The sequence below is a fragment of the Arthrobacter sp. CAN_A212 genome, from assembly GCF_015752345.1.
Lineage (GTDB): Bacteria > Actinomycetota > Actinomycetes > Actinomycetales > Micrococcaceae > Arthrobacter_D.
The window spans coordinates 72,462-94,760 of the sequence record NZ_JADOUT010000007.1; the positions used below are offsets into that span (position 1 = coordinate 72,462).

The window sequence follows — 22,299 nt, forward strand, 5'->3', positions numbered from 1 at the left end:
GTCAGGCCGGATTTACCGCGAAGGAAAAGAGCATCGCCCGGAGTTGGGAGTACTGCTCAGTTTCCATCCACTGTCGCGCCTCCTCTTCGGAGGCGGGTCCAGTCTCATCAAGGGTGCTGGTGAAGATGAAGACGTCATTGTGCTCCATGAAGATCTTTCCGGCCATCTGGCTGGACATCCCCTCGAACGCGGGTTTTCCCGCTTGAAGCCGCGCCTGATACAGCCGTCCACCCTCCTCGTAGTCGGGCAGTGACTCGAAGACGAAGTAAACCGGGAGATCAGATTTGGGCTCCACGTGTGGAAGGAGTTCCGAGTCGAAGACCAGGTGATCCGGGCTGGGAAGGGCGGCGCCGTCACCCGGGACCCCACCATCGAACCGGGCGATCGGTTGGCCTGAGGCATCCGAGATGACGTAGGCCGATGCACTGAGCTCCACCCCGTAGGTGGGCAGATCAAGGGGTTCAACGGCGGCGGCTTCCCACCCGGCAGGAAGCAGGAAGCTGTAGATGCCATCCGGCGTGGTGAAAACCGAACCGGCCAGCTCGCCCGGGACAGCTGTGGGCTGGACTGGGTCAGGCGACGCCGACGGCATCGGGGTGGCTGTAGGGGTGGCCGAGGGTGTCAGGGCAGATGTAGGGGTGGCCGACGGCGTCGGGCTTACGGAGGGGCTGGGCGTACCCGAGGCCGTTTCGGTCGCCAACGGAGTCGCCGACGCCGATGGGCTTCCAGTGGATCCCGCGTCGACGTTCCCCGTGCACGAGCTGAGCATCAGACAAGCCGCTACTCCGACAACGATGACCCGAGACTCTTTACCGATGCTTCAGCTACCCCCGTAGAGACCACATCCGGCGGTGTGCCGGAATTACTGAGAGCGTACCCCGGGAATGCCTCAGTTCCCGAGCGGGCCGTCCTTCGGCAGTGCGATGTCATCCGACTTGGTCAGTTCCTCGACGTTGACATCCTTAAACGTGATGACCCTGACGTTCTTGACGAACCGTGCGGTGCGGTAGACGTCCCACACCCAGGCGTCCTGGAGGGTCAGGTCGAAGTAGATCTCGCCGTCGGCCGAGCGGGCCTGCAGGTCAACGTGGTTGGCCAGGTAGAACCGCCGTTCGGTCTCCACCACGTAACTGAACAGCCCGACGACGTCCCGGTACTCGCGGTAAAGCTGCAACTCCATGTCGGTTTCGTAGTTTTCAAGATCCTCAGCGCTCATGACCCCATCATCCCCCAATTTCCACGCGGGGAATGTTCATTCCGTCTCCGGTCCCGAGGCGCCAGGTGGTGCGGTGCAGGCCAGTGGGCCCCACCCCGTCGATCGCGGCACGGTGGCCCGCCGTCGCATACCCCTTATTGATGTCCCAGCCGTACTGCGGATGGTCGGCGGCGTAGGACACCATCAGGGCGTCCCGCTCCACCTTCGCCAGAACGCTCGCCGCAGCCACGCTGAGGCACGACAGGTCACCTTTAATCCGCGTATGGACCGGTACGTCGCAGCCCGCAGGAAGAACGTCGGTCTCGCCGTCGAACAGGGTGGCCTGCTCGCGGGGCGAGAGCCAATCGTGGTTTCCGTCGAGAATCACCGCATCGGGCCTGGCTGTGACGACAACCTGCTCCCATGCGCGGTTCCCGGCCAACTGGAGGGCACGCATCAGCCCGACGGCGTCAATCTCGGCCGCGCTGGCGTGGCCTACCCCGTAGGCAAGCGCCCATTTCTGGATTCGCGGTACCAGCTTGACCCGATCGGCCGGGGAGAGGAGCTTGCTGTCCCGCACACCGCGGAGGCCTTTGACGTCAACAAGGTCAATCAGCACCAGCCCCACGGATACCGGTCCGGCCAGTGCTCCCCTGCCCACCTCATCGCAACCGGCCAGGTACCGGTGCCCGGCCTCGCGGAAGGACCGCTCGTACCGCAGGGTGGGTGCAACAGACTTCATCGCAGCTAGGAGGTCGAATCGCTGGCGGCTGCCGGCTCGGGCACACCGTCAAAGACCTCGGGGTAATTGCCGAGGAAGCCCATCCGGTCCAGCGGCCAGGCGATAACCGCCGCCTTGCCCTCGATGTCTTCCACGTCGATGAATCCGGAGTTTGGCTTGTCCGTGTTGGCGCGGGAATCGGCGGAGGCGTTCCGGTGGTCGCCCATCACCCAGATCTTGCCCTCGGGGACCGTCACATCGAATTCTGTGTCGGACGGGCTGGCACCGGGGTACAGGTACGGCTCCTCAAGGGGTTCGCCGTTGACGGTGATCCGACCGTCGTCATCGCAGCACACCACCCGGTCACCGGCCATGCCGATGATCCGCTTCACGAGGTGCTGCTGGGTGTCATCGGGCAGCAGACCGACGAAGATCAGTGAATCCTTGACCCAGTTGGCGCCTGGTCCTTCGCCGGGCGGCGGTGCGGGCAGCCAGCCCTCGGTGTCCTGGAAGACCACCACGTCGCCTCGCTGCAACTCAAACGGTGCGGGCACCAACTGGTTGACGAAGATCCGGTCATCGATCTCCAGGGTGTTTTCCATTGAGCCGGAGGGAATGAAGAACGCCCGGAACAGGAAGGTCTTGATGAGGAAGGACAGCAGGATCGCGATCCCGACGATGATCAGGATTTCCTTGAGCCACCCCAGCAGGCCGCGGTCGCCGTCGTCGTCGCCCTTTTTCTTCGTCGCAGCGTCGCGGCGGGCCGCACGGCCCTCCGCGCGGGGCGTGTCCGAAGGTCGGGCCTCCGCACGGGGCGCGTCCGAAGGTGAGGCATCCGGGCGGGGCGTGTCCGAAGGTGAGGCATCCGGGCGGGGCGCGTCCGGACGGGCGTCAGCGTCGTCATTGGACTTGCCGGGAATGCTCGTTGCCATCTGCTGGTCATCTACCTAAGGTTGCTGGTCGGTCACTGGGTGGTGCGCTCGATGGGGCCGGATCGGGAGGGCGGCCAGATTACCTGGACTGCCCGTCCGATCACGCGGTCTGTTGAGACCAGCCCCCCGCCCGGCGCTCCCAGGAGAGATCGCGAGTCGAAGGATGCGGAGCGGTGATCACCCATCACCCACAATTTACCCTGTGGAACCTCCACCTCGAATTGCTGGTCGCTCGGAGCGTCCGAGGGAAAAACGTAGGGCTCATCGAGGGGGTTCCCATTCACTTCCACCTGCCCGTCCCCGTCGCAGCAGAACACCGTGTCACCGCCGACGCCGAGCACCCGCTTGACGTACACGGTGTCGCTACCGGAGATGCCCAGCCAGTGGCCGATCGTTCCGAGGATTTCAGCCGGACCGCCGCCGCTGATCGGGTCGAACGAGCCGCGGCCGTCGAAGACGACCACGTCGCCGACCCGCGGGTCATCATCGATCCGGGAGACCAGGACCCGGTCACCTTCCTCAAGCAGCGGCTGCATTGATGCCGAAGGGATGTAGTAGATGTCGGCCACGGTCGCGCGGAGCACCGAGGCGACCACCACGGCCACGAGAAGGGCGGACAGCACAAAACGCCAGCCCCGAAAGGGCCGGCGTTCTGGTTGTGCTCCCGCAGGCTGCCGGGGAGGATCTGATTCCGGCATGGTGCGGTTCAAGAACTGGTGTTACTTGGCAGTCTTGGGTTCGCGCTTTTCCTTGATCTTGGCGGCCTTGCCGCGCAGATCGCGCATGTAGTAGAGCTTCGCGCGGCGAACGTCGCCGCGGGAAACAACCTCGATCTTGTCGAGGACCGGGGAGTGCACCGGGAAGGTACGCTCCACGCCTACACCGAAGCTGACCTTGCGGACGGTGAAGGTTTCGCGAAGGCCATCGCCCTGGCGACCGACAACGAAGCCCTGGAAGACCTGAACACGGGTGTTCTTGCCTTCAATGATGTTCACGTGCACCTTGAGGTTGTCACCGGCGCGGAATGCTGGGATGTCGGTCCGCAGTGATGCGGCGTCGACGGCGTCAAGAATATGCATTGATATTGCTCCTGGTGAACGCCACAGGTCATTCACGTTGGTCACAGCGGTCAAGGCCTGGGCAATGTCCGCCGGAAATTTAGAAGACCGGCAAGACCATAGGTGGCCTGCCAGCGTGTCAGCCTGTTGGTAGTTCTCCCCCTGTGGCAGGGAACAACCCAGTAGACACAAAGTTCAATTATGCCATATGGAGGGGCTCACCCGGTCACCGGCGGCGGGCTGCCTCGCGGACGCTCAGGCGTTCGCCTGAGCGCGCCCCCGACGACGGCGTACCCCAGGTCCGCCAGTGCTGACACGTCCGCCTTGCTGAGGGAGTCCGATGGCAGAGCTTCGAGCAGGTCAGGACGACGCTGCGCGGTGCGACGGAACTGCTCGTCCCGCCGGAACTGGGCGATCCGTGCATGGTTGCCGCTGAGCAGCACGTCGGGAATCCCACGGCCACGCCAGTCCGAAGGCTTGGTGTAGACGGGGTATTCCAGCAGTCCGTCCGAGTGGGATTCCTCGACGAGTGACTCGGGGTTTCCGACGACGCCCGGCAGGAGGCGGCCGACGGCCTCGACCATCGCGAGGACCGCCACTTCGCCGCCGTTGAGGACGTAGTCCCCCAGGCTGACGGGGCGGACGTCAAAGAAGTCACCGGCCCACTCAAGGACCCGCTCGTCGATTCCCTCATACCTGCCGCAGGCGAACGCCAGGTGCGGCTCCTCGGCAAGGTCATGGGCCATCCGCTGGGTGAACACCTCACCCGCCGGAGAGGGGACGATCAGCACCGGGCGGGTCTCCGCCGGTGGGGCGTCGACGATGGACTGCAGCGCCAGAGCCCACGGTTCGGGCTTCATGACCATCCCTGCTCCCCCGCCATACGGGGTGTCATCGACTGTCCGGTGGCGGTCGGTGGTGAAGCTGCGCAGGTCATGGACCCGGAGGTCCAGCAGCCCGTCCTGCCGCGCCTTGCCGATCAGCGACAGGTCAAGGGCTGCCAGGTACTCCGGGAAGATACTGACGACGTCGATGCGCACCTAGCGACCGCTGCCCTCAGAGGCAGAATCAGAAGTGCCGGCGGCGTCATCGGCCCCGGCAGAACCGGTGGGGGCGTCGTCGTCGAGCCCGGTCACTTCGCCGTCGTCGGGACCTGCCTGGTTGGAACCGGGCAGGTTCAGTTCGAACAGGCCGTCCGGCGGGGTCAGCAGGACGAAACCGTCGGCGACGTTGACCTCGGGAACGATCTCAGCAACGAACGGGACCAGGGTTTCATGGCCGGCCGAGGTTTCGATGATCAGCAGGTCCTGCACCTCGAGGGTGCGCAGGCCACTGACCTTCCCGACGACGTCGTCCCCCACCCGGGCCTCGAGGCCCACCAGCTCGTGTTCGTACCAGGCGTCGTCGTCATCATCGTCGGCTTCATCGGTGTCGATGAAGAGCTTCGCACCGCGGAGCGTCTCGGCCGCGTTCCGGTCGGTGAACCCGTCAAAGCCGAGGATGAGGATGTCCTTGTTCCAGCGGGCGCCGCTGACGGTCAGGGGCCCGAGGGCTGCCGGTTCGGCGCGGAAGACGGACCCGGCCTCGAACCGGTCCTCCGGCGCGTCGGTGAACAGCTGCACGGTGACCTCGCCGCGAATACCGTGGGGCTTGCCGATCCTGGCAACCTGAACTTCCATCTGACACTCCTGGTGCTGCTGGGGTAGGTGGACATAAATTTGGCCCCTCCACCATTATCCGGTGCGGGGCCAAACTCATTGATTTTTGCTGTGTGGCAGTGTGCTGAAGGGCTGTTAGCCCCGGCGGCGGTCCGTGTCGACGACGTCCACGCGTACCGGCTCTCCATCGGCGAGGGCTGACACAACGGTGCGCAGTGCGCGGGCTGTGCGGCCCTGGCGGCCAATGACCCGGCCCAGATCGTCCTGATGAACCCGTACTTCGAGGGTTTCGCCCCGGCGGTTGTTCTTCAGGGAAACCTTGACATCATCGGGACTGTCGACGATTCCCCGGACGAGGTGTTCCAGCGCTTCTGCCAGCAATTTACTTGGCCTCGGCGGTTTCCGTCTCGGCTTCGGCTGGAGCCTCGGCGTCGGACTTCTTGGCCTTGGGGGTGATGGCTTCCGGAACGATGACCGAACCCTTTTCAGGAGCGGTGAAGGCTTCCTTGGGAGCCTTGGTCTTCAAGGTTCCCTCCTGGCCCTCAATGCCCTTGAACTTCTGCCAGTCACCGGTGATCTTCAGCAGTACAGCAACCTGCTCGGTTGGCTGTGCGCCAACGCCGAGCCAGTACTGTGCACGCTCGGAGTTGATCTCGATGAACGAGGGCTCCTCGGTGGGGTTGTACTTACCGATTTCCTCGAGGGCACGGCCATCACGCTTGGCGCGTGCATCCATGACGACGACACGGTAGAAAGGTGCGCGGATTTTACCCATGCGCTTCAGGCGAATCTTTACGGCCACTGTTGTGGTCACTCCTTGATGATCTAAAGGGGTGAACCCTACTCAGTGCTCCCGTGGGGCGGGCCACTTCTGAGGGTTCAAAAGGACAAGATGCGCGCGCAGAGAGAGGGGCTGCCCGGATCGAGTACAGATCTATTGTGCCAGATAGCCGACTCCAGCACGAATCACGCCACGCTAGTCGACTGCAACCCGGATTTTGTTGTTCCACGGGTCGTTGAAGCGTAGTTCGCTGCCCGTGTGATGGTGGGTGATGCCTGCGCCCCTGAGCCTGTCGGCGAGAGCGTCGACGTGGTCTGTGGCGGGGACCCGGATGAGCACCTCACCGAGTCCGAGCGTGTCCTTGCGGGGTCCGGCACCGCGGCTGTTCCACACGTTCATTGCCATGTGATGGTGGTATCCCCCGGCCGACACGAACAGCGCCTGGCCGTGCCAGCCTGCGGTCCGCTCGAAACCCAGGGTATCGACATAGAACTTTCCGGCGGTCTCCACGTCGCCCACCTGCAGGTGTACGTGCCCGACGGCGGCCCTCGCCTGGGCCTGGCCCGTTACCGCCGCTTCGGTGAGGTGGTCACGGAGATAGGCATCTGCGGGAAGGCGAAGGCTGTCCATGACGACCGATTTACCCGTGGTCTTTCCGTTGGCCTGCCCGGAGGCGTCGGCGCTCCACTGCCAGGTATCGCGGGGCTTGTCGAAGTACAGTTCAATCCCGTTGCCCTCAGGGTCGGTGAAGTAGAAGGCCTCGCTGACCAGGTGATCGGCGCTGCCCACGTAGAGCCCGGCGTCGTACTGGGCGGTCGCCGCGACAGTGGCGGCGAGGGCCGATCGATCGTCGAAGAGTAGCGCGGTGTGGAAGAGTCCTGCCTCGCCCTGGGCGGGGAGCTGGAGTCCTGCGGCCGGAGCGAGGTGAATGAGCGGCGTGTTTGTGCGGCCGAGCCGGAGGCCATCGCTGGCCTCGTCGATGATCTCCAGGCCGAGGGCTCGCTGGTAGTAGTTGGACATGGTGGGCAGGTCACCCACCTTCAGTAGGACGGTGCCCATCGACAGGTCGTCGGGCAGCAGGTCCTGGGTGATGGTCATGGCTTCTCCTCTAAGTGACGCAGTATCAGAGTAAACTACTTGAACCTTCAAGTTATTCCGGAAGCTGCCGCGCAAATCTCCCCAGGTTCTGGCAGGGATTCGGGGTGGCGGACCGGGACACGCCGTCGTCGGGAGCCCATCCCCGCGGAAGGTGGGGAAACCTGCGCGGGCGTACCGTGTCCGGAGCCCTCACCCGACGACGACGGCTACAGGACGGCCCGCATAATCACGCGACGACCAATGCGGTCGAGCCCGAGCGCGGTTTCATGACGTTGAAGTTCCAGCAGTGCCGGGGACAGCACCGGTATCGCCTCGAACCCGCAGGTTGCGTAGAACGGGGCGTTGAAGGGCACATCGGCGAAGGTACTGAGGGTCATCGTGGGGTAACCGTGGTCCCGGGCCCAGGCTTTCGACGCCTCCACCAGGGCCCGGCCGGTCCCGCGGCCCGCGTGCCGCGGCAGCACGGCCAACTGCTCGAGGTGGGCGCCCCCGTCGACCTCCTCCAGCCGGGCGAACCCGATGCATGGCGTCCCGGCGACCAGCAGCTGCAGCGAGGCGGCCAGTTCAATCCGGGACGCTCCGGCCGGGAGCGGGACCTGAAGCGGTAACCCGTTGATCGAGGTCAGGAGCGAGTCGGCCGCCGCCTCGATGGCTGGCAGGAAGGTGATATCCAGCTTCCCGGCCTCACGGATGCTGATCATGCGCTCAAGTCCGCCTTCCTCACGCGTGGGAAGCGATGAACCCACGGATGAGGGCGTCGCCGTCGGGCGTGTCCTGGGGCCGGTGGCCTCCCAGCGACACCACGTGGCGGGCGCCGGTCACGGCCAGGTATTCGGCAATCTCCTCGTACAGGGGTTCCCAGCCGCCGGTGACAATCAGGGTGGGCACCCCCGGGACAATATCCAGTGGAGCCTCCCACGGCGGGGACTGCAACCGGAGCCGTCGGGCCGCGCGGCGGTCCTCGGTGGTCGCGGGCGGCCGGGCATCGGTGGAGAAGACGAGGCGGACCAACTCGTGCAGGAATTCCTCGTCGGAGAGCGATTCGCGGCGATCGTACAGCTGGCCCACGAGCGCACGGTGGGCCGCCGTTGCGGGCAGGTCGGTGGTCAGGGACAAACACGCCGGTTCCACGAGCACCAGGGAGCGCACCAGATCGGGGCGGTCAACGGCGGCCATCATCGCCGCGATGGCACCCTGTGAATGGGCCACCACATGGCCGCCCTCCCCCAGCGCGTCGATCACGATCCGCTGATCGGCGGCGAAATCGGTGGGCAAAGGGTCAACGCCCACCTCGAAGCCGTGGCGGCGAAGGAACAGGCAGTCATACGTGCTGGCCAGGGCGTGCTGGGTGGGCCAGGCAGCGGCTCCGAAGGTACCGCTGCCGTGGACAAAAACGAGTCGTTCAGTGGTCATTTCAGTGCTCACAGGGTCCTCAAAGGTGGATCGAGTCAACAGAAGTGACCGGATTACGATGAAAATCCGTCCTAGCGGTTGACTCGATCCGGGGTAGAACTGCCGCACCACGGGAGGAGGTGCGTCCTCACCGCCGGGTTGAAGCTGCCCCACCCCGGGGATGAGAGTTACTTGCCGAGGAACTTCTCGAAGCCCTTCGGCAGGTTCAGGGATGCCGGGTCGAAGTCGTTCTGGGCACCGAACGCGGCACCGGAGGGCACCGAGGGACGGTTGCGCCGTGCCTCGGCGTCGGCCCGCTCCTGGGCGGCCTTCGCCGGGTTGCCTGACTTGGGCTTCTTCTTCCCCTTCGCGACGGCCTTGCCCTTGCGGGCGCCGCCGTTGAAACCTCCGGGGCCAGCCATGCCGGGCATTCCGGGAATGCCACCACCGGACGCCATCTTCTTCATCATCTTCTGCGCCTGGCCAAAACGTTCCAGCAGGCCATTGACCTCCGAAACGTGCACACCCGAGCCGCGGGCGATGCGGGCGCGCCGGGAACCGTTGATGATCTTCGGTGCCACCCGCTCGTGGACGGTCATGGACCGCACTATCGCCTCAACCCGGTCGATTTCGCGCTCGTCGAAGTTTTCCAGCTGCTCGCGCATCCCGGCAGCGCCGGGCATCATCATCAGCATTTTCTTCATGGAGCCCATGTTGCGGATCTGCTGCATCTGCGCCAGGAAGTCGTCGAGGGTGAAGTCTTCCTGGTCGGAGAACTTCTGCGCCATCCGGGCGGCTTCGTCCTTGTCCCAGGACTTCTCCGCCTGCTCGATCAGGGTGAGGATGTCGCCCATGTCGAGGATGCGCGAAGCCATCCGGTCGGGGTGGAACAGTTCGAAGTCGTTCAGTCCCTCACCGGTTGAGGCGAACATGACCGGCTTGCCGGTGATCGAGGCCACGGAGAGCGCCGCACCGCCGCGGGCGTCGCCGTCGAGCTTGGTCAGGACCACGCCGGTGAAGTTGACGCCCTCATTGAATGCCTGCGCCGTGTTGACGGCGTCCTGGCCGATCATCGCGTCGATGACGAACAGCACTTCATCGGGGTTGACGGCGTCGCGGATGTCGGATGCCTGCTGCATCAGCTCGGCGTCGATGCCCAGGCGGCCAGCCGTATCAACGATGACGACGTCGTACAGCTTGGCGCGTGCCTCGGCAACACCAGCGCGGGCGACGGCGACCGGGTCGCCGGTAGCGGTCTCGGACTCGGAGCTGACACCCGGGTGCGGCGCGAACACCGGCACGCCAGCACGCTCACCGTTGACCTGCAGCTGCTTGACGGCATTGGGGCGCTGGAGGTCACACGCGACCAGCAGGGGGCTGTGACCCTGGCCCTTCAACCATTTGGAGAGCTTGCCGGCGAGGGTGGTTTTACCAGCACCCTGCAGACCGGCGAGCATGATGACGGTCGGCGGGTTCTTTGCCAGGCGGATCCGGCGTGTTTCCCCGCCGAGGATACCCACAAGTTCCTCGTTGACGATCTTGACGACCTGTTGGCCCGGGTTCAGCGCCTGGGACACCTCGAGCCCCAGCGCGCGTTCCTTGACCTTGGCGGTGAACTCGCGGACCACGCTGACCGCGACGTCGGCATCGAGCAGGGCGCGGCGAATCTCGCGCACTGTGGCGTCGACGTCGGCTTCGGAGAGCCGACCCTTCCCACGAAGGTTCTTGAAAGTTTCTGTCAACCGGTCAGAGAGTGAATTGAACACGTGCCGTGAACTGCTTTCTTCGATGGATGGTGGGGCCCAGTTATCAAGGGTACCAACTAGGGCCGCTGACGGCTTGCGGGACAACACGATGGCAAGGTGGCAGGGTAGTGCGGGTGGATACGCATACGAACTCAGTCCAGGACAGCTCCCCCTTTTCACCCGACCAGGAGGTCGCCACGCTCCTCATTCTGGGGGCCTCGGGCGACCTGACGGGCCGCTTGCTCCTGCCCGGACTGGCGCGCCTGGTCGGGCACGGCCGGGCGACGGGGCTAAATCTGGTCGGTGCCGGCTACGACGACTGGAGCGCCGGTCAGTGGGCGGACCGGGTGAGCGCTTCCTTCGCTGACGCCGCGAAGACCGCCGACGACGACGCCCGGGTCACCCTGGAGTTGCTGCGGACCACCAGCGAATACCGGCAGATCGACGTCACCGCGCCGGGTGAGCTGGCAGAGCTGATCTCGTCGCTGCAGGGTCCTGTGGCCGTGTACTTCGCCCTTCCGCCAGCGATCTCGGAGAAGGCGTGCGAGTTGCTCTCCGCCGACGATCTGCCACTGGGTACCCGCCTGGTGATGGAGAAACCGTTCGGGACCGATCAGGCGGCGGCTTTCAGACTCAACGAAACGTTGACGGCACTGGTAGCCGAGGACCATATCCACCGGGTGGACCACTTCCTGGGGAAGGCAACAGTCCTGAACATCCTGGGGCTGAGGTTCGCCAACCGACTCCTGGAGCCGGTCTGGAACAACCTGCACATCGATCGGGTTGAAGTGCTGTACGACGAGGCTCTGGCCCTGGAGGGCCGGGCTGGCTATTACGACGGCGCCGGCGCGCTCCGGGACATGATCCAGAGTCATCTGCTCCACGCCATGGCGATCCTCGCGATGGAGCCGCCGGTCAGTTTGCACGAGCGTGACCTGAGGGATGGCATTGGTGCCGTCCTGCGCGCCAGTGAGGTAGACCCGGATTTCGCCACGAGCACCCGGCGCGCCAGGTACTCCGCGGGGACTGTCGATGGGCGGATGATCCCCGACTACGCAGCCGAGGACGGTGTCGACCCGGCGCAGGGAACCGAGACGCTGGCCGAGATCACCGTGTCCATCAATAACTCTCGATGGTCGGGGGTGCCCTTCATCCTGCGGTCAGGGAAGGCGCTGGGTGGAAACCGGAAGGAGGCGCTCGTGTCGTTCAAGCCGGTGAGCCATCTTCCGACCGGATTCACTGGCCAGGACTCCCCCACCCAGTTGCGGATCGGGTTTGGACCCGAAACCCTGAAGCTAGAGGTTGATGTCAACGGACCAGGCGATATTTTCTCCCTGGACCGGGCCGTCCTGGAGGTTCAACTGAACGCGTCGGAGCTGCTGCCGTACGGTGAAGTTCTGGAGGGCGTCCTGACCGGCGACCCCACCCTGTCCGTTCGCGGGGACACCGCAGAGGACTGCTGGCGGATCGTCGACCCGGTGCTGGACGCGTGGGCTGCGAACGAGGTGCCGTTGGATGAATACCCCGCCGGTTCGTCCGGCCCTGCCGCCTGGGACCAGCAGGCTTGAAGACACGTGGACTGAAAGCCAGGAGGGCTTAAAGGCAAGCGAACTTAAAGGCGAGTCACCCTCCGCTTCTGAACCGCCGCGCTATGCGGTGATTCGGGAAGCGAAGGGTGACGTTGACCGGTGCGATCCAGTGCCTGTGGGATTCAGTGCCGGTTCGATTCAGGAGTGGGCGCGTCCGGGGAGATCCCGGCCCGGTTAGAGCGCGGCGTCGCCGCGTTCTCCGGTGCGGACGCGGACGGCGTCCTCCACCGGGATAACCCAGACCTTGCCGTCGCCGGCCCGGCCGGTGTTGGCTGTTGAGACCAGGACATCGACGATGTCGGTGACCCAGGCGTCCGCCACGAGGACTTCTACGCGAATCTTCTGGAGCAGGTCCACCGTGTATTCAGCACCACGGTAAACCTCGGTGTGGCCGCGCTGTCTTCCATAGCCACTGGCCCCGCTGACCGTGAGTCCCTGGACGCCGTACGTTTCCAGAGCCCCGCGGACGCCGTCGAGCTTATCCGGGCGGACGATTGCTGTTACCAGCTTCATGAGTTCACCTTTTCCGACACACTGTCCTTGGCTGCAACGTTGTTAGTGGGGTGGAACTGTCCGCCGACACCGAGGCCGCCGAACTCGTAGGCTGTCTCGGCGTGCTCCGACAGGTCGACACCTGATACCTCGTTGTCGGCAGTGATCCGGAATCCGATGGTCTTGTGGATTGCCAGGCCGATGATCGCGGTCATCACAGCGGAGAGCGTGACGGCCACCAGGACCGAGACAACCTGTGCCAGCAGCTGGCCGCCGCCAGCGCCGTAGAAGAGGCCACCGCCCTCGCCGTCAACCGGCATGGCGATGAAACCGAGAGCAATGGTTCCGACGGTGCCGGCCACCAGGTGCACGGCGACGACGTCGAGCGAGTCATCGAAGCCCAGCTTGTATTTGAGGCCAACCGCCAGGGCGCAGAGTGCACCGGCGACGAGACCGAGGCCGACGGCGCCGATGGGGCTGACGTTGGCGCAGGCCGGGGTGATGGCGACCAGGCCGGCGACGATACCCGACGCTGCACCGAGGGAGGTGGGTCGGCCATCGCGGAAGCGTTCCAGCACCAGCCAGCCGACCATCGCTGCAGCGGGAGCTACCATCGTGTTGATCCAGATGAGGCCAGCTTCTTCTGCGGTGCCTGCGGCGCCGCCGTTGAATCCGAACCAGCCGAACCACAGCAGTGCTGCGCCGAGCATCACCAGCGGAACGTTGTGGGGGCGCTGCGCCGGGTCCTTGCCGAAGCCCTGACGCTTGCCGAGGATGATTGCCAGCACGAGCGCTGCCACGCCGGCGCTGATGTGGACGACTGTGCCACCGGCGAAGTCGATCGCCTCGCCCACGGCTCCGCCGACAGCGCCATCAGCGCTCAGCAGGCCGCCACCCCAGACCATGAAGGCCAGTGGGCAGTACACCAGGGTGACCCAGATGGGAACGAACAGCGACCAGGCACCGAACTTTGCCCGGTCGGCGATCGCACCGCTGATCAGGGCGACGGTGATGATGGCGAAGGTGACGCCGTAGCCGGCGCCGATCATGTCCTCGGTGCCAATCAGCCCTTCGAGGCCGAAGGAAGCGAAGGGGTTACCGAACAGCTGGGCGACTCCGTCGCCGCCTGTCATCGAGTATCCCCAGAGAACCCAAACTATGCCGACCAAACCGACGGCGATGAAACTCATCATCATCATGTTCAGTGCGGCCTTGGCGCGCGTCATGCCGCCGTAGAAAAATGCCAACCCCGGTGTCATCAGAAGCACCATAGCGGCCGAAACCAAAACCCAGACGTGACCTGCTGTCAGATCCATCGTCACATCCTCTCGCGAGTGGCGGGCAGTTCCCGCAATCAAAAGTCTGCCTGCGCTGTGTTTCGGGCCCGGGAGCCAATTGATTGCGGGGAGGTTACAGAACTCGCACGTTGGTAAAGAGTGCATGACGGGTATGTTTCGGCTGTGTTAACCGCACCCGATTCTGCCCACTTCGCTGGACTGGATCAGGATCGGAGAGTAATGGGGAAAGGGGTCCGGCAGGGGACAAAGGGTGAGTCCCCGGCTGGCTAGACTTGCTGGGAGCTGACAACGATGGAGAACAATGTCCGACCACCCCTCTCGCCCCACCCCCGATCCTGCACCCGAAGATGCCGGCAATCCGGTTGCAGCACGCACCCGGCCAACCCCGCGGGTCATGATGGCCGCCGGCCTGGCGACCGTCGTCGTCCTGATTGGCGCCGGGGTGGGCATTTCGGCGCTCACCGGCGACGACGAACCGGCCGCGACCCCGAGCTCGTCCTCGTCGGCGACGGCGACGGCGACGGCGACGGCTCCCAGCGCACCCGCCGCGACCGACTCCCCTGCGCCCACCACCGAGCCGGTTCCCGAACCCACAGACGCGCCATCCGAGGCACCGACTGAGTTCTACGAGCAGGCAGGGCCCCCGGATGGGTCGCCGCTGGAGGCGGTGGAGCCGATGACCGTCAGTGTCTCAGCCGAACCGACCGGTACTGAGCTGCCCTCCAACCTGATCGGCCTATCCCTGGAGGCCACCGACCTCGCCGACCCACGGATGTCCGGGGACAACGAGGAGATCGTGAGCAGCCTGACCGGACTGGGACGTCCGATGCTGCGCTTCGGCGGTAACGCCGTCGACCGGCGGTTTTTCTGGACGTCAACGGACGAACCCATCCCCGGGAACCTTTCCGGCGACGACGCCCACCCGGTGCGGGCCGCGGGCCCCGCGGACCTGGAGCGCGTGAACACGCTCCTGGAAGCAGCCGACGCCACGATCAGCCTCACCGTCGACCTGGGCCACTACGATCCCGCACGCGCGGCCGACATGACCCGGTACGCAAGCGAGATCTTCGGGGACCGGCTGGTGGGCATCACGGTGGGAAACGAACCCAACGGGTACCCGACCAACGGTCTCCGCCCCTCCAGTTGGGGCATCCCGGACTACTTGACCGAGCTGTCGGCGTATGCGGAGGCGATGTACGCCGTGGCCCCGGAGGTCCGGATCGTCGGCCCGGGTACCTACGCCGAAGCCTGGTGGGACCCATTCGCCCAGGCGGACCTCCCGCAGGAAAAGATCCTGTCCTTTCACCACTATCCGCTGTCCCAGTGTGACGGCGCGAACGACCCCCTCGGCGAGCCCATCATGGAAAACCTGATGGCTTCACCCATCCACGACCGGGCGCAGAATTACCGCACCGCAGCCCTGGCGCCCGCCAAGGAGGCGGGGCTGGAAACGTGGATCCCCGAGACCGGCATTTCGGCCTGCCCCGGGTCCAACGAGACCACCAAGACGCATGCCTCGGCACTGTGGACGGTCGATTACGCGCTGAGCGCGGCCGAGATCGGGGTTGCCCGGCTGAGCTTCCACAGCTCGCTGCTGACCTGTGTGGGCGGACCCCCGATGTCCTCGATCTGCTCCGGCGGACCGTATCTTCAGCCGGATGCGACCTTTGACGAGCGGGCCAACTACTACGGGCTGTCGATGGTTGCCGAGCTTCCGCCGGGAGCGTTCCTGCAGAACACCGTCGACGGCGGTGGGCTGGCGTACAGCTACGCGATCGAGCACGAGGACGGCAGCATCAGCGTGGTGCTCGTCAACCAGAATGATCCCGAAGTGAGCGCCCAGACCGACGTCACGGTGCAGTTGCCCGCGGGTGCCCGCACGAGCGCGATGACCCAGCTCGGGGGGCCGTCCTACGGTGCCGAGGATGCGACGGTCATCGACGGGCAGCCCGCACCACCGGTTCCCGCGGCGGACCGTCCGGCCGTTCCCGGGTTTGTTCCCGGCGCCGAGTCCGTGCAGGTCCCGGTGACGGCGGGCACCGTGTCAGTGTTGACCTTCACCTTTTAGCCCCACACAGAAGCGGCGCCCCACGAACCATCGTGGGGCGCCGCTTTCGGTGGATCAGCTAGTTGAGGATTGCGTCCACGAAGGACTCGGCCTCGAACAGCGCCAGGTCGTCGGCACCCTCGCCGAGGCCCACCAGTTTCACCGGCACCCCGAGGCTGCGCTGGATCGCGACGACAATGCCGCCCTTGGCCGTGCCGTCGAGCTTGGTCAGGACAATTCCCGTCACGTTGACCACTTCGGCGAACACGCGGGCCTGGTTGAGGCCGTTCTGACCGGTGGTGGCATCGAGCACCAGCAGCACCTCATCAACGGTGGCCAGCTTCTCGATGACCCGCTTCACCTTGCCGAGTTCGTCCATCAGGCCGACCTTGTTCTGCAGGCGACCGGCGGTGTCGATCATGACCACGTCCACTTCGCCGTCGATCCCGGCCTTGACCGCCTCGTAGGCAACCGAGGCGGGATCGGCGCCGTCGACGTCGGACCGGACCGTGGGGACACCCACACGCTGTCCCCACGTGGCGAGCTGTTCCGCTGCTGCGGCGCGGAAGGTGTCGGCCGCGCCGAGCAGGACGTCCTTGTCATCAGCGACCAGCACCCGGGCCAGCTTGCCGACGGTCGTGGTCTTGCCGACCCCGTTGACACCGACCACCAGCACGACCGCCGGGCGGTCTGCGTGCCGGTGGGTAGCGAGGGAGCGGTCCATCGTGGGATCCACGAGTTTGATGAGCTCTTCGCGCAGCATGTCCTTCACCTCGGCGGGGCTGCGGCTACCCGCCACCTTCACCCGGGCGCGGAGCGCGTCCACCAGTTCCATTGTCGGTTCGGTGCCCAGATCGGCGAGCAGCAGGGTCTCTTCGATTTCGTCCCAGACGTCCTCGTCGATGTTGTCGCGGGACAGCAGGGCGAGCAGGCCCTTGCCGAGCGCGTTGTTCGACCGGATCAGTCGGGCACGGAGGCGGGCCAGGCGGCCCTGCACCTCTGCGGGGGTTTCGACCGGCACCGTTTCGGTCCCGATGGTGGTTTCGTCGAGGTCGCGCAGGTCGTCGGGAACAATGACATCGTCGGCCGTACCCATCGGCCGTTCCAACGTGTCGGTGGAGGTTCCCGACGGGCCGCTGGCGACCCGGTCGTCGTCGTCGCGGGTGCTGGTGTAGGTACCCGGCGGTGTTTTCCGTCCCTTCAGCAGCAGCACGGCAAGTGAGCCGATGACCGCGAGAGAAATGGCTACGTAAATTACTATCTGGAGCGTCGTCTCGTTCACAGACCTAGCTTCTCATACGCGTCTGGCGCTGCCCGGGTGAAACTGGTGAAAGACTAAACGCATCATGTTCAGCTTCAGACGCTCCTCCACCACCGGCACAGCCGCCGTCGAACCCGCGGAACGCATCAAAATTCCGCGCGAAATCCGGGTGCTGATTGCTGCTGCCTTCGTGATTGCCATCGGTTTTGGCCTCGTGGCGCCGGTCCTGCCGCAGTTCGCGCAGAGTTTCGATATGCCGCCGCTCGTGGCGCGCCTGGACCTGGGGGTCACCGCTTCGGCGATCATCGTCAGCGCTTTCGCGTTCACCCGGCTGGTGTTCGCTCCCGCCAGCGGCAGGTTAGTGGAGCGGTTGGGTGAGCGGCCGGTCTACGTGTCCGGCCTGCTCATTGTGGCGCTGTCGACGGCGGCGTGTGCGTTCGCGGCCGACTACTGGCAGCTGCTGATTTTTCGTGGTCTCGGCGGTATCGGCTCCACCCTGTTCACGGTCTCGGCGATGGGGCTGATCGTCAGGCTGGCACCTCCCGGCCTGCGGGGCCGGGTATCCGGGTCGTACGCGTCAGCGTTCCTGCTGGGCAGTATTATCGGCCCGCTGATCGGTGGCCTGTTGGCCGTGTTTGGGCTGAGGGTGCCGTTCCTGGTCTATGCCGGTGCGCTGATGATCGCCGCGGCCGTGGTGTTCTTCCAGCTGCGGGACTCCTCGCTCCGGGACAAGGCAGCCAACGCCGCCCCCCTGCCGGCGCTGACTGTCAGGGAGGCGCTGGGCGATTCCGCCTACCGGGCGGCCCTCGCCTCGGGGTTCTCCAACGGCTGGTCCTCGTTCGGCGTCAGGATGGCGCTCGTTCCCCTGTTCGCTGCGGCGGTACTCGGTGAGGGGCCGGAAGTGGCCGGTATCGCCCTGACCTTCTTCGCCGCGGGCACCGCCCTGGCGTTGACCTTCTCCGGCAGGCTGGCGGACCGCCTGGGCCGCAAACCGATGATCCTGACCGGCCTCGCCGTCAACGGACTGGCGATGGCCTGCCTTGGCTTCACCACCGATCTGGTCCTGTTCCTGACCGTCTCCGTGATTGCCGGCCTCGGGGCGGGTCTGCTCAACCCGGCGCAGCAGGCGGCGGTGGCCGACGTGATCGGGAACCAGCGCAGCGGCGGAAAGGTCCTGGCCGCGTTCCAGATGAGCGCGGACACCGGTGCGATCATTGGCCCGATCATCGCCGGCCTCCTGGTGGACGCGCTGTCCTTCGGGTGGGCCTTCGCCCTGACCGGTGCCGTGGCTTTCGCTGCGTTCCTGGTGTGGCTGGGTGCCCGCGAAACGCTTCCCCAACGAACTCCCTAGGCTTCCACCAGCCGCTGGCTGATGACGGTGGAGACGCCGTCGCCCCTCATCGTCACCCCATAGAGCGCGTCTGCCACCTCCATGGTCCGCTTCTGGTGGGTGATGATGATGAGCTGACTGGACTCGCGGAGCTCCTCGAACAGGGTGATCAACCGGCCAAGGTTGGTGTCGTCAAGAGCTGCCTCCACCTCGTCCATCACATAGAACGGCGACGGCCGCGCCTTGAAGATCGCTACCAGCAATGCGACAGCGGTCAGCGAGCGCTCGCCCCCTGAAAGCAGGGACAGGCGCTTGATCCGTTTTCCGGCGGGCCGTGCCTCCACCTCGATGCCGGTGGTCAACATGTTCTCCGGGTCGGTGAGCACCAGCCGTCCTTCCCCACCAGGGAACAGCCGCCCAAAGACCTGTTCGAACTGCACCGCCGTGTCCCGGTAGGCGGCGGTGAAGACCTGCTCCACCCGCTCATCCACTTCCCTGATGATATCCAGCAGATCCTTGCGGGTCGCCTTGAGGTCCTCGAGCTGGGTGCTCAGGAACTGGTGGCGTTCCTCCAATGCGGCGAACTCCTCCAGGGCGAGCGGGTTCACCTTGCCCAGCGAGGCGAGGTCCTTCTCGGCGCGCTTCAACCGTTTCTCCTGCTCCTCCCGGACGAAGGGCACGCCGACGGGCACCGGCTTGCCGTCGTCGTCCACGGGGGCGCGAAGCTCTGCCCACTTATCCGCAGCAGCGGCGGGGACCGGCACCGGGACGTCCGGGCCATACTCGGCGACGAGGTGGTCAGCGGTCAGCCCCAGCTCATCGATCGACCGGTTCTCGAGCGTCTCGATGCGGGCCTGCTGCTGGGCGCGGGCCAACTCGTCGCGGTGCACCGAGTCGGTCAGCTCCGCGAGCTCGGCCAGCAGCCGGTCGTTGCCGGTCCTGACCTCGCCGAGTTCGGCATCCCACTGGGCGCGCAACTCCTCGGCGGCGTCCCGGTGGCGTGCTGCCTGATCCACCGACACGTCGAGGTAGGCCAGCGCGCTGCGGGACGCCTGCCCTACGGCTGCAGCACGGCGGGCCTGAACCCGACGGATCCTGGCCCGTTCCGCTGCCTGCACCCGCGCCTGCCGTTCGGCGATTGCCGCCCGTTCCAGAGACACCGCCCGGTTGGCGATTGCGCGGAGTTGCTCCTCGGCGCTCCGCAACGACAGCCGGGCTTCCATTTCGGCCTGCCGTGCCTGTGCGGCGCCCAGGGCGAGCAGGTCCCGGTGCTCGGTCGACGGTTCGGTTTCGGCGGGAACGTCCTGGGCAGCAGCGAGCCGCGCGGTGACCTCGTGCAGCCGGTCCTGTTCGGTGGCGAGGTTGGCGGCAGCGGCGTCAGCGAGCTGGGTTAACCGCTCCGTCTCTCCTGCCGCGGAGCGCACCACCGAACCCAGTTGTCCCAGCTTCTCGGCCACTGCCGCCAGCCGTGCATCCGATTCGTGGAGCTGCTCCAGCGCCGTATCGGCAGCCAGTTGGGCGTCCTCAAGCCGCGCTGTCGCGGCGGCAATCTCGAACCGTGCCCGCTCCCTCCGGTTGGCGGCCGCTTCCAGCCGGCCGGTGGTCTCATCAACTGCCGCCTGGATCTCCAGGACCCCGGGCTCGGCGGCTGAGCCGCCCCGGACGGAGGCCCCGGTCACGAGATGCCCGTCGCGGGTCACCGCGGTGAGGTGTGGGTGCGCCTCCACCAGGTCAAATGCCCCATCAAGGAGGTCGACGACGACGCTGTGGGCCAGCATGGTCCCAACGACGCCAGCGATCCGGGCGTCGCAGCGCACCAGGTCTGCCGCCGGCACGGCACCCGGGGGAAGTTCCTCAGCGGGGACTCGAACGGTCCCGCCTGGTGAACCGTCGGAACTCCCCACCGTCGCAGACACGCCGCTGGCATCAGTCCCCCCGCCATCTGCCCTACCGGCATCAGTACCACCGGCGACAAGTAGCGCCACCTGCCCGGCATCGTCGTCGATCACGCGCCGTAACGCGCGGTCGGCTGCCTGCAGGTCCCGGACCGCGACGGCGTCGGCTGCGGGGCCGAGGGCCGCAGCAATGGCCGTCTCGTACCCCTGCCGAACGGTAATCAGTTCAGTGACTGCAGCGAGCACGCCGTCCAGGCCGGCGTCGAGCACCGTCTGGCTCCCGTCGCGGCGTTGCAGTCCGGTCTGGAGGGCTTCCCTGCGCGCCTGCAGCGACTCACGCTCCCGGTCTGCTGCGCGTTCCTGCCGGGTCAGTTCCTTGAGCTCAGCCTGGACTGTCGCCAGGGCAGCGCTGGCCGTCTCATACGTTTCGTCGAGGTTCTCCTCGCCCTGCTCGGCGCCGGCCACCTGTACCTCCAGGGCGGCAAACTCCTGCTGGGCTGCGGTGCGTCGCACGTCGACGTCGGCCACCGAGGCCCGAAGCCTGCCCAGCTCCGCTTCCGCCGATTCCACCCGCGACCTGGCCGCTCCCACCTGACCGGTGAGCTTGGCCAGGCCCTCCCTCCGGTCGGCGGCGGCACGCAGCAGCCCGGTGAGGCGTTTATCCTCCAGCGCTGCAGCGTCCTCGGCGTCACCGCGCAGCTCAACGGCCGTCTCGAGGGCTTCCCGCCGGTCAGCAACGTCCCCGCGCAGGGTGGCTTCCTCGGTGCGTACGCGGGCAGCCTGCTGATCCAACTCGTCTGGGGTCCTGCCGCTGGTCCGCGACGCGTCGTCCTCCGCGCCGCTGCCCAGCAGCCGGGTGCGCTCATCGGCGAGGCTACCCAGCGACCTGAATCGTTCACGGGTGCTGGCCAGCTGGTACCAGGTGTCCCTGGCCGTGTTCAGCCGTGGTGTCGCCTCAGCAGCGAGTCGCTCAAGGTCCGCCCGCCGGGAGCGGCCAATGGCCAGGAGCTTCTCGACGTCGGCCCGGCGTTCCTTGAGGGCTGTCTCGTCAGCCACCTCCTGCTCGAACGAGTTGACCAGCTGCACCAGGTCGTCGGCCATGAGCCGAGCTCGGGCATCCCGGACGTCGAACTGGACCGTCTTGGCGCGACGGGCGACGTCGGCCTGTTTCCCCAGGGGGGTCAGCTGGCGGCGGATTTCACCCGTGAGGTCGGTCAACCGGGTCAGGTTCGCCTGCATTGCATCAAGCTTGCGCACCGTCTTTTCGCGGCGTCGCCGATGCTTCAGGATCCCGGCGGCTTCCTCGATGAAGCCCCGACGGTCCTCAGGGGTGGCGTGCAGCACCTTGTCCAGTTGCCCCTGTCCCACGATCACATGCATTTCCCGGCCCAACCCGGAGTCCGAGAGCAATTCCTGGATGTCAAGGAGCCGGCAGGTGCTGCCGTTGATCGCGTACTCGGAACCGCCGGTCCGGAACAGGGTGCGGGAAATGGTGACTTCGGCGTATTCGATGGGCAAGGCGCCGTCGGCGTTGTCGATGGTTAGGGAGACCTGGGCCCGGCCCAGCGGTGGGCGTCCGGACGTCCCCGCGAAGATGACGTCCTCCATCTTGCCGCCGCGGAGGGTCTTGGCCCCCTGTTCGCCCATCACCCACGCGAGGGCATCCACCACGTTGGACTTCCCCGACCCGTTGGGGCCTACCACTGCGGTTACTCCCGGCTCGAAGTCGAACGTCGTCGCGGAGGCGAAGGACTTGAAGCCGCGCACGGTTAGACTTTTCAGATGCACAGTTCTCAGGGTCTCCAGA

General features: G+C 66.0%; 22 protein-coding genes. 3 read left to right on the plus strand and 19 right to left on the minus strand.

The features are described 5' to 3' along the window. Position 1: 1 nt before the first annotated feature. The 15 genes from IWX64_RS07635 to ffh all read right to left on the minus strand — a co-directional run bounded on the left by IWX64_RS07635 (position 2) and on the right by ffh (position 10,601). Entirely contained in the window at positions 2–592 is a 591-nt protein-coding gene (locus IWX64_RS07635; protein ID WP_196866543.1) for a hypothetical protein, read from the minus strand. Continuing rightward, positions 573–776, minus strand: a complete 204-nt coding sequence (locus IWX64_RS07640; RefSeq protein WP_196866544.1) for a hypothetical protein — start codon at positions 774–776, stop codon at positions 573–575. Before IWX64_RS07640 ends, IWX64_RS07635 begins: the two co-directional genes overlap by 20 nt. A 113-nt stretch (positions 777–889) precedes the next feature. Beyond that, positions 890–1,216 carry a DUF2469 domain-containing protein gene (locus tag IWX64_RS07645; protein ID WP_019482913.1) on the minus strand — a complete coding sequence of 109 codons (327 nt, stop codon included), beginning with the start codon at positions 1,214–1,216 and terminating at the stop codon, positions 890–892. Between the two features lie 7 nt (positions 1,217–1,223). Continuing rightward, positions 1,224–1,937 (minus strand): ribonuclease HII, encoded by a 714-nt coding sequence (locus tag IWX64_RS07650; RefSeq protein WP_196866545.1) that lies wholly within the window; start codon positions 1,935–1,937, stop codon positions 1,224–1,226. A gap of 5 nt (positions 1,938–1,942) precedes the next feature. Then, a complete protein-coding gene (lepB, locus tag IWX64_RS07655; protein WP_196866546.1) occupies positions 1,943–2,848 on the minus strand; it encodes a signal peptidase I in 906 nt (301 codons plus the stop codon). Positions 2,849–2,880: 32 nt separating this feature from the next. After that, positions 2,881–3,546 carry a signal peptidase I gene (gene lepB / locus IWX64_RS07660; protein ID WP_196866547.1) on the minus strand — a complete coding sequence of 222 codons (666 nt, stop codon included), beginning with the start codon at positions 3,544–3,546 and terminating at the stop codon, positions 2,881–2,883. A 21-nt stretch (positions 3,547–3,567) separates the two neighbouring features. After that, positions 3,568–3,927 (minus strand): 50S ribosomal protein L19, encoded by a 360-nt coding sequence (gene rplS / locus IWX64_RS07665; protein WP_171585996.1) that lies wholly within the window; start codon positions 3,925–3,927, stop codon positions 3,568–3,570. Between the two features lie 197 nt (positions 3,928–4,124). Further along, complete coding sequence (trmD, locus tag IWX64_RS07670; protein WP_196866548.1) at positions 4,125–4,946, minus strand: tRNA (guanosine(37)-N1)-methyltransferase TrmD; 822 nt, start codon at positions 4,944–4,946, stop codon at positions 4,125–4,127. Beyond that, a complete protein-coding gene (gene rimM, locus IWX64_RS07675) occupies positions 4,947–5,585 on the minus strand; it encodes a ribosome maturation factor RimM (RefSeq protein WP_196866549.1) in 639 nt (212 codons plus the stop codon). Positions 5,586–5,699: 114 nt separating this feature from the next. Next, complete coding sequence (locus IWX64_RS07680) at positions 5,700–5,945, minus strand: RNA-binding protein (RefSeq protein WP_019482920.1); 246 nt, start codon at positions 5,943–5,945, stop codon at positions 5,700–5,702. A gap of 1 nt (position 5,946) precedes the next feature. Next, positions 5,947–6,366 (minus strand): 30S ribosomal protein S16, encoded by a 420-nt coding sequence (rpsP, locus tag IWX64_RS07685; protein ID WP_171586094.1) that lies wholly within the window; start codon positions 6,364–6,366, stop codon positions 5,947–5,949. Between the two features lie 174 nt (positions 6,367–6,540). After that, positions 6,541–7,443 (minus strand): VOC family protein, encoded by a 903-nt coding sequence (locus IWX64_RS07690; protein WP_196866550.1) that lies wholly within the window; start codon positions 7,441–7,443, stop codon positions 6,541–6,543. A 206-nt stretch (positions 7,444–7,649) separates the two neighbouring features. Further along, positions 7,650–8,144, minus strand: a complete 495-nt coding sequence (locus tag IWX64_RS07695; RefSeq protein ID WP_196866551.1) for a GNAT family N-acetyltransferase — start codon at positions 8,142–8,144, stop codon at positions 7,650–7,652. A gap of 19 nt (positions 8,145–8,163) precedes the next feature. Next, positions 8,164–8,856, minus strand: a complete 693-nt coding sequence (locus IWX64_RS07700; RefSeq protein WP_196866595.1) for an alpha/beta fold hydrolase — start codon at positions 8,854–8,856, stop codon at positions 8,164–8,166. A gap of 167 nt (positions 8,857–9,023) precedes the next feature. Then, positions 9,024–10,601 carry a signal recognition particle protein gene (gene ffh / locus IWX64_RS07705; protein WP_196866552.1) on the minus strand — a complete coding sequence of 526 codons (1,578 nt, stop codon included), beginning with the start codon at positions 10,599–10,601 and terminating at the stop codon, positions 9,024–9,026. A gap of 26 nt (positions 10,602–10,627) precedes the next feature. Between ffh and IWX64_RS07710 the strand changes: the two genes are divergently transcribed. Next, positions 10,628–12,148 (plus strand): glucose-6-phosphate dehydrogenase, encoded by a 1,521-nt coding sequence (locus IWX64_RS07710; RefSeq protein WP_196866553.1) that lies wholly within the window; start codon positions 10,628–10,630, stop codon positions 12,146–12,148. A 195-nt stretch (positions 12,149–12,343) separates the two neighbouring features. Here IWX64_RS07710 and IWX64_RS07715 read toward each other — a convergent pair whose 3' ends face one another. Both IWX64_RS07715 and IWX64_RS07720 read right to left on the minus strand, forming a co-directional pair. After that, positions 12,344–12,682 carry a P-II family nitrogen regulator gene (locus IWX64_RS07715; protein WP_019482927.1) on the minus strand — a complete coding sequence of 113 codons (339 nt, stop codon included), beginning with the start codon at positions 12,680–12,682 and terminating at the stop codon, positions 12,344–12,346. Further along, complete coding sequence (locus tag IWX64_RS07720; protein ID WP_196866554.1) at positions 12,679–13,977, minus strand: ammonium transporter; 1,299 nt, start codon at positions 13,975–13,977, stop codon at positions 12,679–12,681. Before IWX64_RS07720 ends, IWX64_RS07715 begins: the two co-directional genes overlap by 4 nt. Positions 13,978–14,260: 283 nt before the next feature. On the opposite strand from IWX64_RS07720, the gene IWX64_RS07725 reads away from it, so the two are divergent. After that, positions 14,261–16,027, plus strand: coding sequence for a hypothetical protein (locus IWX64_RS07725; RefSeq protein WP_196866555.1), 1,767 nt, complete (start codon positions 14,261–14,263; stop codon positions 16,025–16,027). A gap of 58 nt (positions 16,028–16,085) precedes the next feature. Here the strand turns inward: IWX64_RS07725 and ftsY are convergent, their stop codons facing one another. Then, the gene (ftsY, locus tag IWX64_RS07730; protein ID WP_196866556.1) at positions 16,086–17,288 is read right to left on the minus strand and encodes a signal recognition particle-docking protein FtsY; all 1,203 of its coding nucleotides are present in this window, start codon (positions 17,286–17,288) and stop codon (positions 16,086–16,088) included. A 64-nt stretch (positions 17,289–17,352) separates the two neighbouring features. Between ftsY and IWX64_RS07735 the strand changes: the two genes are divergently transcribed. Then, a complete protein-coding gene (locus tag IWX64_RS07735) occupies positions 17,353–18,618 on the plus strand; it encodes an MFS transporter (RefSeq protein ID WP_196866557.1) in 1,266 nt (421 codons plus the stop codon). Here IWX64_RS07735 and IWX64_RS07740 read toward each other — a convergent pair. Next, positions 18,615–22,280, minus strand: a complete 3,666-nt coding sequence (locus tag IWX64_RS07740; RefSeq protein ID WP_196866558.1) for an AAA family ATPase — start codon at positions 22,278–22,280, stop codon at positions 18,615–18,617. The two genes, IWX64_RS07735 and IWX64_RS07740, sit on opposite strands and share 4 nt — an antisense overlap. Between the last annotated feature and the right edge of the window lie 19 nt (positions 22,281–22,299).

What these genes read in the sequence shown, in the direction of transcription:
- IWX64_RS07635 (WP_196866543.1), bottom strand. Translation starts at nt 592, where the DNA reads ATGCCGTCGGCGTCGCCTGACCCAGTCCAGCCCACAGCTGTCCCGGGC.
- IWX64_RS07645 (WP_019482913.1), bottom strand. Translation starts at nt 1,216, where the DNA reads ATGAGCGCTGAGGATCTTGAAAACTACGAAACCGACATGGAGTTGCAG.
- IWX64_RS07650 (WP_196866545.1), bottom strand. Translation starts at nt 1,937, where the DNA reads ATGAAGTCTGTTGCACCCACCCTGCGGTACGAGCGGTCCTTCCGCGAG.
- lepB (WP_196866546.1), bottom strand. Translation starts at nt 2,848, where the DNA reads ATGGCAACGAGCATTCCCGGCAAGTCCAATGACGACGCTGACGCCCGT.
- lepB (WP_196866547.1), bottom strand. Translation starts at nt 3,546, where the DNA reads ATGCCGGAATCAGATCCTCCCCGGCAGCCTGCGGGAGCACAACCAGAA.
- rplS (WP_171585996.1), bottom strand. Translation starts at nt 3,927, where the DNA reads ATGCATATTCTTGACGCCGTCGACGCCGCATCACTGCGGACCGACATC.
- rimM (WP_196866549.1), bottom strand. Translation starts at nt 5,585, where the DNA reads ATGGAAGTTCAGGTTGCCAGGATCGGCAAGCCCCACGGTATTCGCGGC.
- IWX64_RS07690 (WP_196866550.1), bottom strand. Translation starts at nt 7,443, where the DNA reads ATGACCATCACCCAGGACCTGCTGCCCGACGACCTGTCGATGGGCACC.
- IWX64_RS07695 (WP_196866551.1), bottom strand. Translation starts at nt 8,144, where the DNA reads ATGATCAGCATCCGTGAGGCCGGGAAGCTGGATATCACCTTCCTGCCA.
- IWX64_RS07700 (WP_196866595.1), bottom strand. Translation starts at nt 8,856, where the DNA reads ATGACCACTGAACGACTCGTTTTTGTCCACGGCAGCGGTACCTTCGGA.
- IWX64_RS07710 (WP_196866553.1), top strand. Translation starts at nt 10,628, where the DNA reads ATGGTGGGGCCCAGTTATCAAGGGTACCAACTAGGGCCGCTGACGGCT.
- IWX64_RS07715 (WP_019482927.1), bottom strand. Translation starts at nt 12,682, where the DNA reads ATGAAGCTGGTAACAGCAATCGTCCGCCCGGATAAGCTCGACGGCGTC.
- IWX64_RS07720 (WP_196866554.1), bottom strand. Translation starts at nt 13,977, where the DNA reads ATGGATCTGACAGCAGGTCACGTCTGGGTTTTGGTTTCGGCCGCTATG.
- IWX64_RS07725 (WP_196866555.1), top strand. Translation starts at nt 14,261, where the DNA reads ATGTCCGACCACCCCTCTCGCCCCACCCCCGATCCTGCACCCGAAGAT.
- IWX64_RS07735 (WP_196866557.1), top strand. Translation starts at nt 17,353, where the DNA reads ATGTTCAGCTTCAGACGCTCCTCCACCACCGGCACAGCCGCCGTCGAA.